The organism is Bradyrhizobium algeriense, assembly GCF_036924595.1.
In the GTDB taxonomy this organism is placed as follows: Bacteria; Pseudomonadota; Alphaproteobacteria; order Rhizobiales; family Xanthobacteraceae; genus Bradyrhizobium; species Bradyrhizobium algeriense.
Window position 1 is genome coordinate 1,798,473 of sequence record NZ_JAZHRV010000001.1, and the last position, 17,846, is coordinate 1,816,318.

Genomic DNA, 17,846 nt, shown 5'->3' on the forward strand with positions numbered 1-17,846 from the left:
AGCGTGCGAGCCTGCGGCGTGCCGGATGATCACGAAAAGGGGCCGGATTCCGACCCATCCTGCGACGTGTAATGCTTCGTCCGGGCGCCAGGCCGCCTCTCCAACGAAATCAATGAGTTGACGTTAACAAAACCTTAAGTCGGCCAATCCAAGATTCAAATCCGCAGGCGAGCGCGCTTCGCCGCAGAACTCATTGAGGCCGCGAGATTTCCTGGATGGGGCAAAGGGCTGCCGCTGGAACTGGGTCGCAGGGCCGCGCTTTGGCGCGGGCGGCCCGGCTGTGCCTCGGCCGGCCGCTTGCCTTTGTCCTGCTGCTCGCCGGCATCGCTGTTTCGCAGCCCTGCCGGGCCGACGATCCGGTCCGGGGGGAGGCGACGTTCACGTCCGGCGGCGGCTTCGCCCGGCTGGTATTGAAACTGGCCGAGGACGTCGAATCCGAGGTTTCGACTGCGGGTTCGATCATCATCATCCACTTCAAGCGCCCGGTGGATATTCCCGTCGACAAATTGTCGGACGCCGTTCCCGATTATGTCGGCTCGGCGCGGCGCGATCCCGACGGTACGGCGATCCGGCTATCGCTGGCACGGCGGGCAACCGTCAACACCATGACGGCGGGGGAGCGGATCTTCGTCGACTTCCTGCCCGATAGCTGGACCGGTCCGCCGCCCTCGCTTCCTGCCGAAGTCATTCGCGAACTGGCGGCCCGGGCACGGGCCGCCGAGCGCGCGCTTCGCGTGCAGATGGCGGTCAATGCCGCAAAGAAGAGGCCGCCGGTGCGTGTCCGCGCCTCGGTGCAGCCGACCTTCGTCCGCTTCGTGTTCGAGATGCCCGACGGCGTCAACGTGTCGTCGGTGCTGAACGATCAGAAGCTGACGCTGCAGTTCAACAGCGTGCTCAATTTCGACCTGGCGGATGCGAAGGTGGCGGCGCCACCGAACATTGCCTCGATCAACCAGCGGGCCGACGTCGACTCTTCCGCAGTCGACATCGTTCTGATCGGCGAGGTCGACGTGCATTCCTTCCGTGAGGAAAAGAACTATGTGATCGATGTCGCCTTCCAGCAGGCGGAAAAACCCGCTTTGGCCGCGCCGCATGCCGAGGCCAAGCCGGCCGTACCGGCCAAACCGGGCCCTGCCTCGCGGGTTTCGCGCGACAAGGCCCTGAAGGAATCGCCGTCACTGCAGCAGCCGGCGGAAATTCCGCCCGTCACCTCGGAGATGATTGCCGAGCAGGCCAGGATCGAGATCAAGCCGGGGCAGGCGACCGAAGCGCCGGCCGTGACCGAGGTCAAAACGCCTGCCGTCGAAAAAGTGACGCCGGCCAATGACAACGCGGCTTCAGCGGCCGAGAAGATGGCGGCTGCGGAAAAAACATCGTCGCCGGCGGAAGCCGCGAAAGCGGCGCAGCCTGCCGAACAGGTCCAGGCCGCTGCTGCGGAAGCGCCGAAGGCCGTGGCGCCCAGCCAGGCTCCACCTCCCGCGGAGTTGCCGAAGCAGCCAGCGCCGGCGGCATCCAGCCCGCCCCCGGAAAGCGGCGTCAAGGACAAGGCGGCCATCATCGAGGCGAGGCGCGACAGCGACGGCCTACGCGTGACGTTCTCCTTTGCCACGCCGACCCCGGCCGCGCTGTTCCGCCGTGCCGATACGCTGTGGCTGGTGTTCGACCATGCCAAACCGATCGATATCGAACCGATCCGCGCCAAGGGCGGCGCCATCATCGGCGATGTCAGCCGGCTGCCGCTGGAAAAGGGCCAGGCCATCCGCATCCGCCTTAACCGGCCGCAGATCCCTTCGCTCGAAAGCGAAGGCCGCGCCAACGGCGCCGAGTGGACGCTGACCTTCGCCGACCGCGGCCAGGCCTCGCCGCTGCCGCTGATGGTGCTGCGGAACATCACCGATCCCGCGCTCGCCAATGTCACCGTGCCGCTGGCCAATCCCGGCGCGATGCACCGGCTGGTCGATCCCGACGCCGGCGATACGCTGCTGGTCGTCACCGCGCCGCCGCCGACCCGCGGCCTCATCAAGCGGCAGGATTTCGTCGAACTATCGCTGCTGGAATCCGTGCACGGCGTGGTCGTGCATCCGAACTCCGACGACATCAACGCCGAGGTCGGCGCCGACAAGGTGATGCTTGGACGGCCCGGCGGGTTGACGCTGTCGTCCGCCGACGTCGCCGCCGAACGCGCCACCGCGGCGGTGCGGCCGCTGTTCGACGCCAACGAATGGCGCAAGAACCGGGAAGAGAAATTTCTCCCCAAACTGGATGCGTTGATCAAGGCTGCCGCCGCCGCGAGGCCTGAGCTAAAAGCGCAAGCCCGCCTCGAGCTTGCCAATTTCTACATGTCGCGCGGGATGTATCAGGAGGCGAGGGGGGTGACCAACCTCATCCTCTCCGACACCAACCAGGGGAACGAAGATGCCACCGTGCTGATGGTGCATGCGGTCGCCAGCATCCTGATCGGCCATCCCGAGCGGGCGCTGAAGGATCTTGCAAGTCCTGCGATCGGCAACGGCTACGATTCCCAATTGTGGAAAGGGTTCGCGCTCGCCCGTCAGGAAAAATGGGCGGACGCGCGCGAAAAGTTCAAGAACGCCGAATTCTCGATCGCCGCGCTGCCGCCGGAACTGCAGCGCATCGTCACCGCGGACGCGATGCGGGCCTCGCTCGAGGTAAAGGACTATGCCGGTGCCTCGCGGCGGCGCAGCGAACTCGAGGTGATCGGTATTCCCAACGAGATGAAGCCCGAGATCGCGGTGCTGCGCGGGCGGCTCGCCGAGGCGCTGGGGCACGACAAGGACGCGCTCGACGCCTACAGGTACGCGGCGCAGTCCCGCGACCGGCAGGCGTCGGCGGAGGCGAGGCTGCTGGAGGCCTTGCTGCGGCACAAACGCAGCGAACTCGGCCAGGCCGATTTGCTGCGCGAGCTGGAGACGTTGTCGGTCACCTGGCGCGGCGACGCGATCGAGTTGAGGGCGTTGAACAAGATGGCCCAGATCTACGCCGAAACCGGCCGCTATGCCGACTCGCTCGGAGCCGCCAAGACCGCGACGAAGCTGCAGCCCAATTCCGAACTGTCGCGGCAGGGCCAGGATGCGGCGTCCGCCTTGTTCGCGGAGATCTATGTCGGCTCGAAGGGCGACGACATGAAGCCGGTCGACGCACTCGCCATGTTCTATGAGTTTCGCGAATTGACGCCGATCGGCCGGCGCGGCGACGAGATGATCCGGCGCCTCGCGGACCGGCTGGCTACGGTCGACCTGCTCGACCAGGCCGCCGAACTGCTGCAGTACCAGGTCGACAAGCGGCTGGAGGGAGCCGCGCGCGCGCAGGTGGCGGCACGCCTTGCCATGGTCTACCTGACCAACCGCAAGCCGGATAGGGCGATCGCGGCGCTGCGCCTGACCCGGATCGCCGATCTCTCCGGCGAACTGCGGCAGCAGCGGCTGCTGCTCGAGTCACGGGCCCAAAGCGACATCGGTCGGCATGATCTGGCGCTCGATATCATCTCCAACATCGCCGGCCGCGAAGCGATCCGGCTGCGCTCCGACATTTATTGGGCGTCGCGGCAGTGGCGAGAGGCTTCCGAACAGATCGAACTGTATTACGCCGACCGCTGGCGCGACTTCAGGCCGCTCAACGCCGCCGAGAAGAGCGACGTGATCCGCGCCGTGGTCGGCTATGCGCTGGCCGGGGACGCGATCGGCCTGGCGCGTTTCCGCGAGAAATACGCGCCGCTGATGACCGGCGAGGCCGACCGGCTTGCATTCGATACCGCGAGCAAGCCGGCCGCTTCCAACAGCGCCGAATTCGCCCTGATCGCCAAGATGGCCGCCAGCGTCGACACGCTCGACGGCTTCATCCGCGAAATGAAGATCCGCTTCCCGGATGCCACCGCCCGCGCGCCGCTATCGCCGGAAATGTCCGGGGCCGAGCCGGTCCACACTGGCTCCTTGCCCGCGATATCAGGCATCAGGCGGATTGATCTGAAGAAGCCGGCGAAGTAGCGGATTTGGCCGCAGGTTCGGCCAATTTTTGACGAGTTGACGCATTAGGCAGGACGTCAGCGCCGCCCTGGTGCTGCCTGTTATCGTCTCTCACTAGTCGTCCAAAACTGGCCGTCCGATGCCGCTGACCCGGGACCGAATTATTGGACACGACAATGAACGCCTGGCGTTCAGGTTCACCATGCGGAACGAAGCCGATATTGTCGAGTGCCAGATCAGCGATGCCGCATTGGACGAACTCGGCGGCGTGAAGGGTACGGAGAGCATCGCAAGGCAGGCGCAGTTTTTGGCGCTGCGGGATGCCGTCGAGGGCATCGCATCCGATATGTTCGACAGGGTGCCTGTGATCAAAGGCCGGGTCATCAGGATATTCACCAAGCACATTCAGAAGTTACCGTCGTCGCCGGCCGACTCGATCGCGACCGGCTCGGAGCTGGACACGAACAAAACCGCTTCGCTGCGGGTCATCGCCGAAACGAGGCCGGCAAGCGCGGCGCAATAACGCACCGCGCTGCGGTCGCGCCGACAGCGGCTGCAATCGCGATGGCGGGCAGGGCGAGCGCGACGAGATGGCGCGTCGTTCCGTCACCCCTCGACAGATCCGCGTCAAAGCGGCAACCTGCAGGCAAACAACCTGCCGGAGGACGCCATCACGATGAGCAAGCCCGCCAAGACCGAAGCCGAACTCATTGCGATGGCGCGAGCCGAGTTGAAGGCCCATCTCGAATGTCCCGAGGGTATTGCGATCTCGGTGATCCCCGACGGCGATAGCTGGGAATTCCGCGCCGAGGCCGACGATGCCACGATCGCCAAGCCGGGTTATCCCGAATGCGTCGCCATGCTGGTCCAGATCGGCGACCACCTCTGCAAGCAGTATAATTTTAAGGAGTGACTGGCAGTTGCCAGCGTCCGGCCAGGCTTGACCGCCCAAAACGTCTTCACACCGTAAAAATTCGCCCCGGGTTCAAAATGTTCTTGGGGTCGAGGGCGCGCTTGAGCGTGCGCATGGTTTCGATTTCCTCTTCGGTGCGGCTCATTTTCAGATAGGGCCGCTTCAGGATGCCGATGCCGTGTTCGGCCGAGATCGAGCCGCCGAATTCGCCGGTGATGTCGTAGACGAGCTTTTCGAATTCATCGTGCTTCTCGGGCGTATGTTCGTGATACACGCTGGGATGCAAATTGCCGTCGCCGACGTGTCCCATCACGATGGTGAAGGCTTGTGGATCGATCGCCTTGACTCGTGCATCAAGCGTATCCGCATATTCCTCCATCCTGTCGATGGCGAGACTGACGTCGAAGCCCATACGCGCGGCGTAAGGGAAAGTGCGGCCAAGCTCGACGCTGGAATCGCGGATGCGCCAGATCGCGGCGGCCGATGCATTCGAGGTCGAGAGCGTGGCGTCGAGGATCAGGTTGTCGTCCATCGCGGTTTCGAGCAGTTTCTCGAGGTCGGCATGGATGCGCTCGGGGTCGCTGCCGGAAGCCTCGAGCAGGACGTAGAACGGATGGTGGGTCGGCAGAGGCCCGGCCACGCCCTTTATGCGTTCGACCGTGAGGCGGTAGTAGGCATTCCACATCACCTCGAAGGCGGTCAGTTCGCCGCCAAGACTTTCCCGCGCCATCCTCAGGAATGCCGTGACCTGCCCGAACGAGGGCAGCGCGCACAGCGCCACCTGCCGCTCCGCCGGCGCGGGAAAGACGCGTAGCGCGGCGCGCGTCACCACGCCCAGGATGCCCTCGCTGCCGATGAAAAGCTGCTTTAAGTCGATGCCGGTATTGTTCTTGATGTATTTGCGCAGGCCCTTGAGCACGGTCCCGTCGGCGGTGACGACTTCGAGGCCGAGGATCAGGTCACGCGTCATGCCGTAACGGATGACGCGGTTGCCGCCGGCATTGGTCGAGATGTTGCCGCCGATGGTGCAACTGCCGCGCGAGCCGAGGTCGAGCGGAAACATCAGGCCGTCCTGCTCGACCCGCTCCTGGAGCTTTTGCAGCGGCGTGCCGGCCTGCGCGATGGCGACGCCGGCGGAGACATCGACCTCTTCAACGCTGTTCATGCGCTCCATCGACAGCACGATTTCGTTCGGATTCGGCAGCGCGCCGCGCACCAGCCCGGTCATGCCGCCTTGCGTCGTCACAGGCACGCCTTCGCGATGACAGAGCCGCAGCAACATGGAGACATCCTCCGTCGTTCTCGGGCGGACGACCGCGCGCGGCTTCGGCACCGGATTGCCGGCGAGATCGTGATGATAGCGCGCGTCGATGTCGCCGCCTGCCAGCACCGTGCCCTTGTCGAGCACGTTGCGCAGTTCGTCGATGAAGTCCTCGGACATGCCCCTGCCTCTTCTTTATGAGAAGTTTGGCCGAAGCTTTACATGCGGCATGGCCAGGAAGAAACCCGGCCCGGCGTGGGGATCCGCGTTTTTAAGTGCGGTCTATCTTGACTGGACTATTCTAGCTAGCGCCGCGGCCGTCGCGTCGACACCGGGCGGCGACGGATCGCTTCCTCCTGCCGCTCCGGCTCGACCGACGTGATCTGGTTGCAGGCATCGCACTTGTAGACGTAGACGAGCGGGCGCAATCCGATTCGGGGCAGCTTCCCGATCCTGACCGTGCCGATCCCGCAAATTTCGCAGCGCGGCGGCAGGGCGGTTTCTGAATGCGGTGCGGACATATCAATTATCGCTGAGCAACAAAAAACAAAGGAAAGCATCGGCGAAATTGGCTGCCGATTGTATCTTATTCGTGGAAAAACAGGTCCGTAAGAATACGAGGGTTGCCACCACCATCCATCTTTTGCCACCAAATCGACCCCGGCCGGGCATCCAAACAACACACTGTCGGGTGCAAGCTCGCAACGCCAGCGCGCGATCACATGGAAATTCTACCGGACCTTTTCCGGCCGGACTCCAATTTGTGAGGCGTGCAGAGATGTCTTCCAGCGACGGTCACGACACATCGATGCAAGCGGCGCTGGCGGCCGCGGCGTCCCGCCCATCGCCCGCCGACAGATTCAATATCGATCGGGAAGGGCCGGCCAAACGCGCCGGAAAACTTCGGGCGCTGCAGCAACGATTCCAGAAACTGAACGAATATTGCGACGAGACAGTCGCCGAAATTCGCGCTTCGCTCGAGCGGGCGCCGCCACGCTAGAGCGTGATGACTCTTCTTCGAATCGTCATCCCGCTCTATCTCTTTGATTTGAGCATGATCTTCTCGGAAAACCGGTACCCACTTTTCCGGATCATGCTCTAGTCCGTAAGAAGCCGGTGCCGGTTTTCCGTGAATGAAGTCGGGCGAGCGTTTGCGGCAGATCAAGGCACGCTGGCCGGATTACCTACATTGCATTCCGTACCGAGCGGCTCCATCCGGAAGGGGCAGTTCAGGGTACGAGGCCCGGACTCCCAAAGTATGATGGGCACTCCGAGCCTCGCTCTTTCGGGCGAAGCGAGACATCACGAGACTGGATCTCACTTCGGCAACGTCTCACTTCTTGTCGATCTTCGTGACCGCGTCCGTCTTGTCGATCTTCGTAACGGTCTTGGTCCCCGCCGTGTCGCTCACGGCAAACGTGACCCTGTCGCCGGCGTGCAAGACGTTCAGCCGCGCGCCGTCCTGGACCTTGAATTCTTCGGTCGCGGCGCCGGCGTTCGCGCCGGTGGTGCCATCAGGCATATCCTTGATCGAGATGGTGCCGCTGATCCGGTCTATTCTCGTCACCATTCCCGTACGCGTTTGCTGGGCAAGCGCCGACGTACCGACGATGCTGAGGGCCGCAGTAGCAGCCATAATCATCCCTGCGATTTTCATGAAATACTCCCGGCTGTAGGGCGTCTACGATAAGCCGGAATTGCGGCATTAGTTCCGCACCGGAGCGCGGTGCAGCAATTTCTTCACGCTTCAAACAAGGCAGAGCTGGAGGTGCGTTGATGCTGGAGCGATCCCGCTAGGCCGCGCCGGCCTCGGGCTCGAGTTCGGTTTCCGTCACCGTGCGGTTACGGCCGAGCCGCTTGGCTTGATAAAGCCCGCGGTCGCAGCGCTCGATCATGGCGTCCGCGGATTCGGCGAGGCGGAATTGCGCCACGCCGATCGAAACCGTGATGCTGCCGATTTCCTTGCCCGTCGCACGGCGCGTCAGACGCGCTTCGGCGATGCGGCGGCGAATGCGCTCGGCGACCGACGTACAGGCCTCGAGATCGGCTCCCGGAAGCACCGCGATCAATTCCTCTCCGCCGTAACGGGCTGCGAGATCGACTTCGCGAACGCCTTCCTGCAGGACCTTGGCCACCAGCCGAAGCACCTGATCGCCGACCTGATGGCCATAATCGTCGTTGAACTTCTTAAAATGATCGATGTCGATCAGGAAGACGCTGAGTGCCTCGTCCTTTTCCATCGCCGCGATCTGGGCGAGGCGGAGGAACTCATCCATCGAGTGCCGGTTGGCGAGCCCGGTCAGCGCATCGGTGTTGGAGCGTTGCTCGGCCGCCTTCAGCGAATCGCGGATGCTGTCCAGTTCCTCCGAGGTGGCGGCGAAATTTGCTTCCAGCGTCGCGGCCCGCGACGTCGCCTTTGACAATTCATCAACCAGTTTCGCAATGATAGTCCGGGGATCTGCGGCGCCAGCGGCTTCGGACGACACCTCGCCGAGCGCCTTGATGTGGGTCTGGTTGTCGGTGACGGCGGTGTTCAGGAATTGCTGGGCGGTGGCGATCAGGCCGCTCAACTGCTCGGGAAGGTCACCGAGCGGGTCGGGGCTGGACTGCGGCGTCACATAAGTAATGTAGAGTTCGTGGTTGATCGCCGGGTCGAATTTGCGCTTGCCGGCGATCAGGATGTCGATGGTCTTTCGCAGCGCCAGCGAATTGCCCAAGGAATATTCGAACCAGACCGCAAAATTGGTCGGGGTGGCAGGAACTGACTGCTGGGCCATCAACCGCATAGCCCGGTCGGCAATCGTCGTGGCGTATTCGACGTCCATCTCGCCGATCGACTGGCCTACCATCGTTTGATCCGGTGATGCGTTTGCTACGAAATTCGGTGCCCTAAGCCCTCCATTGTGCACGAAGGAACTAATCTGACCTTAAATTCGCCAGGAAACTCCGCGGCAAATACGTAATTAATATTGACCTATTGGGTTGTGGAACCCCTGGGAATCGGCCGCTAGTTGCCGCCGTAGCTCTGCACCAGGCTCCCCGCCACCAGCGACCAGCCGTCGACCAGCACGAAAAAGATCAACTTGAACGGGAGCGAGACCACGACGGGGGGCAGCATCATCATACCCATCGACATCAGCACCGATGCGACGACGAGATCGATGATCAGGAAGGGGAGGAACAGCAGGAAACCGATCTCGAAGGCGCGCTTCAACTCCGAGATCATGAAGGCCGGGACCAGAATTCGCAGCGACAGGTCTTCCGGCGTCGCTGGTAGCGGCTCACCGGAGAGATCGACGAACAGCTTCAGATCCTTTTCGCGAACGTTCTTCTGCATGAAGCCGCGCAGCGGCACCGAAGCCTTTTGCAGCGCTTCCTCGACCCCGATCTGGTTGGCGACCAGGGGCTTGATGCCGTCGTCATAGGACTTCTGCAGGACGGGGCCCATCACGAACGCGGTCAGGAACATCGCGAGCGCAATGATCACCGAGTTGGGTGGAGCGGTCGCGGTACCCAATGCGGTGCGCAGCAGCGACAGCACGACGACGATCCGCGTGAACGACGTCATCATGATCAGGATCGATGGCGCGATCGACAGCACCGTCAACAGCGCGATCAACTGGATCGCGCGCTCGGTGACCCCGCCGCCGCCCTGGCCGAGATTGATGCTGATGTCCTGCGCCAGCGCCGGATCGGCAAGCGATCCGGTGGCGGTCAGGATTAAGAAAAATAAAACTCTACGCGGAGAAGTCGCCGGCCTCACGAAGGGTTCTTCGGACGACCCAGCAAGGACGCCATCTCGTCTTCGAGATTTTCGAAGCCGCTCTTCTGCGGAGCGGGGGTGGGCGCGGGAGGCTCGTTGCGGGAGGTCCGGGCGGGCGGCGGCGTTTCCGGCGCTACCGGCGGCGCCACCGGTTCGGCCGGCCGGCGCAGGGCGGCTTCCAGCCGCTGCGCCATTTCGGCCAGATTCTGGTCGGCACTTGACGGCGCGGGGGCCGAAGGGGGTGGAGGCGGCGGCGCAGCAGCAGCGCGTTCAGGCGCCCGGGCCGGCGTCTCACGAACCGCCGGAGCGTCACGGACAGGCAGCGCCTCTCGGATGGACGGTGGTGTCTCGCGGCCTGGCGATGCCTCGCGGATTTGCTGTGCCTCGCGGACCGGCGGCGCCTCACGGACTGGCGGTGCCTCACGGATGGGCGGTGCCTTGGGCAACTCGCGCTGCGGCCGTGGCATCAGCGGCTCGTTGCGGCCGAGGCGCGGCGGGCCCGATTCCGGGCGGCCGCTGATCGATTCCGGCGCAAAGCCCGTCAACGGATCACCGCGACGTTCCGGCATCGGCGGCGGCGCGGGGCGGCGGATTTCGTCGGCGAAAGAGGGCCGTGCGGGGCGCGGCGGCGGCTCCGGCATTTGCGGTTCGGGATGATCGAAGGCCTCGGTCGATCGCGAATCGGATCTTGCCGCCTCTCTGGCCGCTTCGTCGTTCCAGGCGGCATCGGGTAGCGGCGCGATGCGCGGCGGCTGCTCGCCGACCGCCGGGCGTGGCGCCATTTGATCGCGGTTGGGCATCGCACGCACGATATTGGGTTCGACCACGATGTCGCTCGGGCCGCCGATCATCAGGAGATGCTCGACATTGTCGCGCCGTACCAGCACCAGGCGCCGGCGGCCGTCCACGGCGGCGGCGTCGATCACGGCGAGCCGTGGCATCCGCCCGCGTTGGGTGTTGGCGCCGATGCGGTTATTGGCGAAACGGCGGACCAGCCACGCGGCCAAGCCGATCAGCGCCAGAACGGCGATGAATGCGAAGAGGAATGTCAGAGGTGATTGCATTCTTTAGTCCCCGGCCACGGGCCGTTCTCTTGATGCTGGCTTCGTCGAGTGCGGTCTTAGGTCTTGCTGTCCGAGCATGTTCTCCGGGAACACGGTTCCCGGCATCCTGACCATGCTCCGAAGCGATCCGCGAGACGGCGAATCACGCCCGAGATCAGCCTTATTTCTTAATTCCCCACGGCGAACGCCGCCGTCCGGTTAATTAATAGACCAAGAATCGCTTGAGCCAAAACGACTTCTGAGCGCCCCAAGTCGCGTCGGCTGGTGCTGGTTAACGCAGTTTTCGTGGCGAAAATGCGCTCGTTTTGGCGCTGTCAGCGGGTATTGGCGGATGTCGACGGCGCTCGAGCGTAATTTTAACCAGCCGTTAACCATACACCGGGCAAATTCTGCCTACCTCGCGGCGTCGGCCAGAGGTTAACGGGGAACCGGCTCGATGGCCATCAACGATCTTCCGATCCTGTCGGCGCTGCGCACCAAGATGCAGTGGCACCAGGAACGCCAGCGCGTGCTCGCCGAAAACGTGTCCAACGCCAACACCCCGAATTTCCGGCCGAGCGACCTGGTGGAGCCGAAGTTCGACAACAAGGGCGCGAATGTCGGCGGCGGGATGGGCTCGCTTGGCATGATGCGCACCAGTGCCACCCATATCAGCGTCTCCGGCGGCGGGCAGAGTTTCAGGGGCGATGGCGGCAGGAGCGGCTTCCTGACCAAGCCTGCCGGCAATTCGGTCAATCTCGAAGACCAGATGCTGAAGGTCTCGGCCAACCAGATGGACTATGCGGCCGCCACTTCGCTCTACACCCGCAGCCTCGGCCTGCTCAAAACCGCCATCGGAAAACGCTGACGCGCCGCGATTAGGAGAACCGGATCATGGCAGATGATGGAAGCGATTTCGCCCGCTCGATGAGCATCGCGACCTCCGGGTTGCGCGCGCAGGCGGGGCGGATGCGGGTGATCTCGGAAAACATCGCGAATGCGGATTCCACCGCGCCGACCGCCGCCGGCAATCCCTATCGCCGCAAGGTGCCGACATTCTCGTCAGCGCTCGACCGCACGCTTGACGCAAGGGTGGTGACGCTCGACAAGGTCAGGACCGACCAGTCGGCGTTTCGCGTCAAGCATGAGCCGAGCAACCCGGCGGCGGACGCGGCCGGCAACGTCAAATATCCGAACGTCAATCCGCTGGTCGAAATGACCGACATGCGCGAGGCGCAGCGGTCCTATGAAGCCAACCTCAACATCATCAGCGCCACGCGCCGCATGATCCAACGCACGCTCGACATCCTCAAGGCCTGAACAGGAACCATAGAAAATGGCTTCACCCACCGTTGCAGCAAATGCCTACGCCGCGCTTTCGCGCATCATGGAATCCGGTGGTGCCGAGAAGGGCGGCCAAACCGCCGGCGGCCCGTCCTTCAGCGCGCTGCTCAAGGACGCGGTGGGCAGCGTGCTGGATGCCGGCAAGAAATCCGACGCCCAGACTATGGCGATGAGTTCGGGCAAGGCCAACGTCATGGACGTGGTGACGGCGGTCGCGGAGACCGACGTCGCGGTCTCGACGCTGGTGTCGGTGCGCGACCGGGTGATCCAGTCCTACGAAGACATCATGAAGATGCCGATCTGACGGCCCTTGGACGTCATGAGTTTCGTCATTGCGAGCGCAGCGAAGCAATCCATCGGGCGGCAGAAAGAATGGATTGCTTCGTCGCTGCGCTCCCTTGCGCAAACGCTTCGCGTTTGTCGCAGGCAATGACGGTGGAGAATTGGAAGAAGGGAAGTCTACAATGACCGGTGCTGAAACCCTCGACGTGGCGCGCGATGCGATCTGGACCATCGTGGTGGTGTCGTCGCCCTTGATGGTGATCGGACTCGTGGTCGGCGTCGTGGTCTCGCTGTTCCAGGCGCTGACCCAGATCCAGGAACAGACGCTGATCTTCGTGCCGAAGATCCTCGCGATCTTCGTGACATTATTGCTGGCGTTGCCGTTCATGGCGGATTCGCTGCACAGTCACATGATGCGGATATCGTCGCGAATCATAGGCGGTTGATGCATTGTGAATGAATGCGCGTCGACATATCCCTGCTGCCGGCCCTTGCCGCCACCTTCATGCTGGTGTTTGCCCGCGTGGGCGCCATGGTGATGCTGATGCCGGGATTCGGCGAGAGCAACATCCCGGTGCGCATCAAGCTTGGGATCGCGCTTCTGCTGACGCTGATCATCCTGCCGCTGCACCGCGCCGCCTACCAGGTCGACCTGACCTCGATGAGTTCGTTGGGCGTGCTGATGATGCACGAGATCGTCATCGGCATCGTGCTCGGCGCCACCGCGCGCGTCACGCTGTCGGCGCTCTCGGTGGCCGGCTCGGTGATCGCCCAGCAACTCGGTTTGGGCTTTGTCACCTCCGTCGATCCGACTCAGGGGCAACAGGGCCTGCTGATCGGCAACTTCCTCACCCTCCTGGGCATGACGCTGCTGTTTGCCACCGACAGCCACCATCTCGTGATCGCGGCACTGAACGAGAGCTACCGGATTTTCTCGCCGGGCGAAGTGATGCCGAGCGGCGACGTCGCGGCGCTGGCCACGCGCGCATTTGCCACGGCCTTCAAGATCGGCATGCAGCTTTCGGCGCCGTTCCTGGTGTTCGGCCTCGTCTTCAATATCGGGCTCGGCGTGCTGGCGCGGCTGATGCCGGCGATGCAGGTCTATTTCGTCGGCGTGCCGCTGTCGATCATGATTGGCTTCCTGATCTTCGCCTTCGTCCTCACCGGAATGATGGCAACCTATCTCAACTACTTCATCGGCGTGATGCACGAGCTGACGCCGCTGAAATAGAGCATGATCTCCGCGCAAACGCGTTCCGCGTTGTCGCGGAAATCATGCTCAAACAAAATGCTAGGACGCCGCGATGGCCGACGATACCGACGACAAAACAGAAGACCCTACGCAAAAACGTCTCGATGACGCGCTTGCCAAGGGGGACGTCGTCAAGAGCCAGGAGGTCAACACCTGGTTCATCATCGCGGGCGCCACGCTGATATTGTCGACCTTTTCGGGATCGATCGGCGGCGGCATCCTGACGCCGCTGCGCAACCTGATCGCCAACGCGGGCCAGCTTCGTGCCGACGGCGCGGCGCTGCTGGCGCTCGGCAACACGCTGGGCTATGCCGTGCTCGGCGCCATCGGCGTGCCGCTGTTGATGCTCATGCTCGCCGCGATCGCCGGCAACATGATCCAGCACCGGCTGGTATGGTCGTCGGAATCGCTGACACCGAAATTCAGCAAGGTATCTCCCGGCGCCGGACTGAAACGCATCTTCGGCAAGCAGGCGGTGGCGAATTTCGCCAAGGGCCTGTTCAAGCTGATCGCGCTCGGCGCCGTCATGATGGCGGTGCTGTGGCCCGAGCGCCATCGCCTGGAATCGTTCTTGATGTTCGATCCCTCCGCGATTCTCGGCGTCACCACCAATCTGACGCTGCATCTGATGGGCGCGGTGGTGGCGATGCTGGCGGCGGTCGCGATCGCCGACTACTTCTTCCAGTACCGGCAGTGGTACGAGCGGCAGAAGATGTCGCTGCAGGAGATCAAGGACGAATACAAGCAGTCCGAAGGCGACCCCCACATCAAGGGCCGGATCCGGCAGTTGCGGGTACAGCAGATGAAGAAGCGCATGATGGCCGCCGTTCCCAAGGCCAGCGTGATCATCACCAACCCGACTCACTATTCGGTGGCGCTGTCCTACGATCGCGGCATGTCGGCGCCGGTCTGCGTCGCCAAGGGCGCCGACAACATCGCGCTCAAGATCAGGGAAGTCGCGAAGAAACACGACATTCCGATCGTGGAGAACGTGCCGCTGGCGCGGGCGCTTTATGCCACCGTCGATATCGACGAGGAGATTCCGGTCGAGCACTATCAGGCGGTCGCCGAGATCATCGGCTACGTCATGGGCCTGAAGAACGGGCTTGCTGCCCGGAGAATGTGAGAGGAACCGCTGGAAATCGCCTTGAAATGCCTTCAATCTGTCAAATAGCTGCCTGATGGGCTTGCGCTTGCGGGGCCGATTCAGGCACTCAGGAGGGGTGCGCCAGCCGAACGCGGGGTTACCTGCGGCCGGCCATCCTGACCGGCGCGTGACTCCTTGCCGAAGGGCAACGCCGCTTCCTATGACCGTCGAAACTGACAGCCATCCGTCGACCGGGCCCCTTGCGGCCCACGAACCGGCGCGGCGGGGCGGTAGCATCGTGCTGGTGCTGCTGGTGGCTGCCGGCATCGTGGCGGTGGCGGTGGCGCTCATGACCATCGGTCGCGCCCAGGCCCAGCCCTATATCCTTGGCGTGCTGGCGCTGCTCGCCATGGTCGGTTTGTTCAATCTGTTCGCCTTTGCCGCCGGGATCATCCGCTTCACCGACCGCGCCGCCGACGACCCCGTGATGGGCCGCATCGCCGATCATGCCCATGACGGTTTGGCCGTGACCGACCCGAAGGGCCATGTCGTCTATTCGAACGCCGCCTATCTGGCGCTGACGGGCGCCGCGAGCCCGCAGGACGTGCGCCCCATCGAACGCGTCTTCATCGGCAACCCGGACGTCTCCGAAGCCGTGTTCCGCCTGCTCAAGGCCGCCCGCGAAGGCAAGCGGCAGCAGGAGGAGGTCCGCATCGCCGGCTCTGACGGTGCGCAGGGACGCTGGCTCCGGATGCGGGTTCGTCCGCTCGGCCAGAGCAAGCGCGAAGCAAAATACGCGGTGTGGTCGATCGCCGACATCACGCGGGACCGCGAGCGCCAGGAAGATGTGTTCCGGGAACTGCAGCACGCGATCGAATATCTCGACCACGCGCCATGCGGATTCTTCTCGGTCAGTCCGGCCGCTGACGTCATCTATGTCAACGCCACGCTGGCGAACTGGCTCGATTACGATCTCGCCGAGATCGGTTCGGGTGGGCTGAAGCTCACCGATATCGTCTCCGGCGATGGCGCTGCGCTATTGACTTCGATCGTGGCGGTGCCCGGCGAGGTCAAGACCGAGGTGTTCGACATCGACCTGCGCATGCGCGGCGGCAGGACCATGCCGGTGCGGCTCTACCACAAGCTGGCTTTCGGCGCCGACGGCTCGCCGGGTTCCTCGCGCACGCTCGTGATCAGCCGCACGCGCGACGAGCATTCCGACCCCGAACGCGCCGCCGAAGTCCGCTTCATGCGGTTCTTCGACCATACGCCGATGGCGATTGCGACGGTGGACCGCGGCGGCGCTGTCGTCCGTGCCAACGCGCGCTTCGCCAAGCTGGCGCAGAACCTCAGCCCGGACGGCGCAGCGAACAAGTCGATCTTCCGCACCGTGAACGCGCGCGACCGCGGCCTTCTGATTGCGGCGATCAACCAGGCGGCGGAAGGGCAGGGCGACATTGCCCCCGTCGAGGCCATGCTCGACGGGGCCAAGGAGCGTTGGGGGCAGTTCTTCGTCACCGCGGTCGAGGAGGACGAGCGCGACACCGAAGCCGCCATCGTCTATCTGCTGGAGACTACCGAGCGGCGCACGCTGGAAAACCAGATCAACCAGTCGCAGAAGATGGACATGGTCGGCCAGCTCGCCGGCGGCATCGCGCACGACTTCAACAACGTGCTGTCTGCCATCATGATGGCCAACGACTTCCTGCTGAACGCGCACAAGCCGACCGATCCGTCGTTCCAGGACATCATGCAGATCAAGCAGAACGCGACCCGCGCCGCGACGCTGGTGCGGCAACTGCTCGCATTCTCGCGCCGCCAGACGCTGCGGCCGCAGGTGCTCGACCTCGGCGACGCCTTGTCCGATCTCACCATGCTGCTGCGGCGGCTGATCGGCGAGAAGGTCAAGCTCGACCTCGTGCATGGCCGCGACCTCTGGCCGGTCAAGGTCGACGTCTCGCAGTTCGAGCAGGTGGTCGTCAATCTCGCGGTCAATGCGCGCGATGCCATGCCCGATGGCGGCAAGCTGACGGTGCGGACCGCCAACGTGACGGTGGATGAAGCAGCCCAGCTCACCCACAAGGGCATGCCGGCCGCCGATTACGTGCGGATCGACATTTCCGATACCGGTACCGGAATCCCGGCCGACATCGTCGACAAGATTTTCGAACCGTTCTTCTCGACCAAGGAGGTCGGCAAGGGCACCGGGCTTGGTCTCTCGACGGTGTACGGCATCGTCAAGCAGACCGGCGGCTTTGTTTACGTCGACTCCACGCCGGGCGAGGGCACCACGTTCCGCATCTTCCTGCCGCGCCATCGTGCCGAACTGGAGACCCAGCCCGAAGCGCAGGCCACAAACGGGGCGGCAAAGGAAGCCGGAACCGAGCCGCCGAAGCCGCGGCCCGACCTGACCGGGCAGGGCACCATCCTGCTGGTGGAAGACGAGGATGGCCTGCGCTCCCTGAATGCGCGCGGCCTTCGTTCGCGCGGCTACAGCGTAATCGAGGCCGCCAACGGCATCGAGGCGATGGAAGCGCTGGACGAAAAGGACGGCGCGGTCGATCTTGTCGTCTCCGACGTCGTGATGCCGGAAATGGACGGCCCGACGCTGTTGCGCGAGATGCGCAAGCGCAATCCTAGCCTCAAGATCATCTTCGTCTCAGGTTATGCCGAAGAAGCTTTCGACAAGAGCCTGCCGGAAAACGAGCAATTCGCCTTCCTGCCGAAGCCGTTCGCGCTGAGCGCGCTGGTCGAGAAGGTGAAGGAGACGATGACGGCTTCTTGAGATCTGCCTGTCAAGTCCGCCCGTATGAAATGCTTCAGCACGCCGGAGGAACCGCCATTCGAGGGCGAGTTCTCTCGGCTACGCATCCTGCGCGAGCTGACATTGCTGGCCCTAAACCATTGATTAATGCTGG

General features: G+C 63.6%; 17 protein-coding genes. 11 read left to right on the forward strand and 6 right to left on the reverse strand.

Annotated features, from left to right (window positions below):
* Positions 1 to 215 precede the first annotated feature (215 nt).
* The 3 genes from V1286_RS08645 to V1286_RS08655 all read left to right on the forward strand — a co-directional run bounded on the left by V1286_RS08645 (position 216) and on the right by V1286_RS08655 (position 4,896).
* Entirely contained in the window at positions 216 to 4,004 is a 3,789-nt protein-coding gene (locus tag V1286_RS08645) for a tetratricopeptide repeat protein (protein WP_334478918.1), read from the forward strand.
* Positions 4,005 to 4,122: 118 nt separating this feature from the next.
* The gene (locus V1286_RS08650; RefSeq protein ID WP_334478920.1) at positions 4,123 to 4,506 is read left to right on the forward strand and encodes a DUF1488 family protein; all 384 of its coding nucleotides are present in this window, start codon (positions 4,123 to 4,125) and stop codon (positions 4,504 to 4,506) included.
* A gap of 153 nt (positions 4,507 to 4,659) precedes the next feature.
* The gene (locus V1286_RS08655) at positions 4,660 to 4,896 is read left to right on the forward strand and encodes a hypothetical protein (protein WP_108519774.1); all 237 of its coding nucleotides are present in this window, start codon (positions 4,660 to 4,662) and stop codon (positions 4,894 to 4,896) included.
* A 46-nt stretch (positions 4,897 to 4,942) separates the two neighbouring features.
* On the opposite strand, the gene V1286_RS08660 is transcribed toward V1286_RS08655, so the two are convergent.
* Positions 4,943 to 6,337 (reverse strand): FAD-binding oxidoreductase, encoded by a 1,395-nt coding sequence (locus V1286_RS08660; RefSeq protein WP_334478921.1) that lies wholly within the window; start codon positions 6,335 to 6,337, stop codon positions 4,943 to 4,945.
* 125 nt (positions 6,338 to 6,462) lie between these two features.
* A complete protein-coding gene (locus V1286_RS08665) occupies positions 6,463 to 6,678 on the reverse strand; it encodes a hypothetical protein (protein ID WP_334478922.1) in 216 nt (71 codons plus the stop codon).
* Between the two features lie 257 nt (positions 6,679 to 6,935).
* Here V1286_RS08665 and V1286_RS08670 point away from each other — a divergent pair, with 257 nt between their 5' ends.
* Positions 6,936 to 7,157 (forward strand): hypothetical protein, encoded by a 222-nt coding sequence (locus V1286_RS08670; protein ID WP_334478924.1) that lies wholly within the window; start codon positions 6,936 to 6,938, stop codon positions 7,155 to 7,157.
* A gap of 333 nt (positions 7,158 to 7,490) precedes the next feature.
* Here the strand turns inward: V1286_RS08670 and V1286_RS08675 are convergent, their stop codons facing one another.
* From V1286_RS08675 to V1286_RS08690, 4 genes are all read right to left on the reverse strand, one after another.
* The gene (locus V1286_RS08675; RefSeq protein WP_108519770.1) at positions 7,491 to 7,814 is read right to left on the reverse strand and encodes a copper-binding protein; all 324 of its coding nucleotides are present in this window, start codon (positions 7,812 to 7,814) and stop codon (positions 7,491 to 7,493) included.
* Positions 7,815 to 7,950: 136 nt separating this feature from the next.
* A complete protein-coding gene (locus V1286_RS08680; protein ID WP_334489587.1) occupies positions 7,951 to 8,934 on the reverse strand; it encodes a GGDEF domain-containing protein in 984 nt (327 codons plus the stop codon).
* 230 nt (positions 8,935 to 9,164) lie between these two features.
* A complete protein-coding gene (gene fliP, locus V1286_RS08685) occupies positions 9,165 to 9,920 on the reverse strand; it encodes a flagellar type III secretion system pore protein FliP (protein WP_334478927.1) in 756 nt (251 codons plus the stop codon).
* A complete protein-coding gene (locus tag V1286_RS08690; protein WP_334478928.1) occupies positions 9,917 to 10,984 on the reverse strand; it encodes a flagellar biosynthetic protein FliO in 1,068 nt (355 codons plus the stop codon). The genes fliP and V1286_RS08690 overlap by 4 nt, the downstream gene beginning before the upstream one ends.
* A 436-nt stretch (positions 10,985 to 11,420) precedes the next feature.
* Between V1286_RS08690 and flgB the strand changes: the two genes are divergently transcribed.
* From flgB to cckA, 7 genes are all read left to right on the forward strand, one after another.
* Positions 11,421 to 11,831, forward strand: a complete 411-nt coding sequence (gene flgB / locus V1286_RS08695) for a flagellar basal body rod protein FlgB (RefSeq protein WP_108519767.1) — start codon at positions 11,421 to 11,423, stop codon at positions 11,829 to 11,831.
* Between the two features lie 26 nt (positions 11,832 to 11,857).
* Positions 11,858 to 12,283, forward strand: coding sequence for a flagellar basal body rod protein FlgC (gene flgC / locus V1286_RS08700; protein WP_334478929.1), 426 nt, complete (start codon positions 11,858 to 11,860; stop codon positions 12,281 to 12,283).
* Positions 12,284 to 12,299: 16 nt separating this feature from the next.
* Positions 12,300 to 12,611 carry a flagellar hook-basal body complex protein FliE gene (gene fliE / locus V1286_RS08705; RefSeq protein ID WP_108519765.1) on the forward strand — a complete coding sequence of 104 codons (312 nt, stop codon included), beginning with the start codon at positions 12,300 to 12,302 and terminating at the stop codon, positions 12,609 to 12,611.
* Positions 12,612 to 12,771: 160 nt separating this feature from the next.
* Positions 12,772 to 13,035, forward strand: coding sequence for a flagellar biosynthesis protein FliQ (gene fliQ, locus V1286_RS08710; RefSeq protein WP_025588824.1), 264 nt, complete (start codon positions 12,772 to 12,774; stop codon positions 13,033 to 13,035).
* Positions 13,036 to 13,049: 14 nt separating this feature from the next.
* The gene (fliR, locus tag V1286_RS08715) at positions 13,050 to 13,820 is read left to right on the forward strand and encodes a flagellar biosynthetic protein FliR (RefSeq protein ID WP_334478930.1); all 771 of its coding nucleotides are present in this window, start codon (positions 13,050 to 13,052) and stop codon (positions 13,818 to 13,820) included.
* A gap of 73 nt (positions 13,821 to 13,893) precedes the next feature.
* Positions 13,894 to 14,967 (forward strand): flagellar biosynthesis protein FlhB, encoded by a 1,074-nt coding sequence (gene flhB / locus V1286_RS08720; protein ID WP_334478932.1) that lies wholly within the window; start codon positions 13,894 to 13,896, stop codon positions 14,965 to 14,967.
* A 181-nt stretch (positions 14,968 to 15,148) separates the two neighbouring features.
* Entirely contained in the window at positions 15,149 to 17,713 is a 2,565-nt protein-coding gene (cckA, locus tag V1286_RS08725; RefSeq protein ID WP_334478933.1) for a cell cycle histidine kinase CckA, read from the forward strand.
* Positions 17,714 to 17,846 lie beyond the last annotated feature (133 nt).

Excerpts from the sequence above, each read along its gene's own strand:
- fliE (WP_108519765.1), top strand. The coding sequence starts at position 12,300 with ATGGCTTCACCCACCGTTGCAGCAAATGCCTACGCCGCGCTTTCGCGC.
- flgB (WP_108519767.1), top strand. The coding sequence starts at position 11,421 with ATGGCCATCAACGATCTTCCGATCCTGTCGGCGCTGCGCACCAAGATG.
- V1286_RS08645 (WP_334478918.1), top strand. The coding sequence starts at position 216 with ATGGGGCAAAGGGCTGCCGCTGGAACTGGGTCGCAGGGCCGCGCTTTG.
- V1286_RS08665 (WP_334478922.1), bottom strand. The coding sequence starts at position 6,678 with ATGTCCGCACCGCATTCAGAAACCGCCCTGCCGCCGCGCTGCGAAATT.
- V1286_RS08670 (WP_334478924.1), top strand. The coding sequence starts at position 6,936 with ATGTCTTCCAGCGACGGTCACGACACATCGATGCAAGCGGCGCTGGCG.
- fliR (WP_334478930.1), top strand. The coding sequence starts at position 13,050 with ATGCGCGTCGACATATCCCTGCTGCCGGCCCTTGCCGCCACCTTCATG.
- V1286_RS08680 (WP_334489587.1), bottom strand. The coding sequence starts at position 8,934 with ATGGCCCAGCAGTCAGTTCCTGCCACCCCGACCAATTTTGCGGTCTGG.
- fliQ (WP_025588824.1), top strand. The coding sequence starts at position 12,772 with ATGACCGGTGCTGAAACCCTCGACGTGGCGCGCGATGCGATCTGGACC.
- V1286_RS08690 (WP_334478928.1), bottom strand. The coding sequence starts at position 10,984 with ATGCAATCACCTCTGACATTCCTCTTCGCATTCATCGCCGTTCTGGCG.
- flgC (WP_334478929.1), top strand. The coding sequence starts at position 11,858 with ATGGCAGATGATGGAAGCGATTTCGCCCGCTCGATGAGCATCGCGACC.
- V1286_RS08655 (WP_108519774.1), top strand. The coding sequence starts at position 4,660 with ATGAGCAAGCCCGCCAAGACCGAAGCCGAACTCATTGCGATGGCGCGA.
- V1286_RS08675 (WP_108519770.1), bottom strand. The coding sequence starts at position 7,814 with ATGAAAATCGCAGGGATGATTATGGCTGCTACTGCGGCCCTCAGCATC.
- V1286_RS08650 (WP_334478920.1), top strand. The coding sequence starts at position 4,123 with ATGCCGCTGACCCGGGACCGAATTATTGGACACGACAATGAACGCCTG.
- cckA (WP_334478933.1), top strand. The coding sequence starts at position 15,149 with ATGACCGTCGAAACTGACAGCCATCCGTCGACCGGGCCCCTTGCGGCC.
- flhB (WP_334478932.1), top strand. The coding sequence starts at position 13,894 with ATGGCCGACGATACCGACGACAAAACAGAAGACCCTACGCAAAAACGT.
- V1286_RS08660 (WP_334478921.1), bottom strand. The coding sequence starts at position 6,337 with ATGTCCGAGGACTTCATCGACGAACTGCGCAACGTGCTCGACAAGGGC.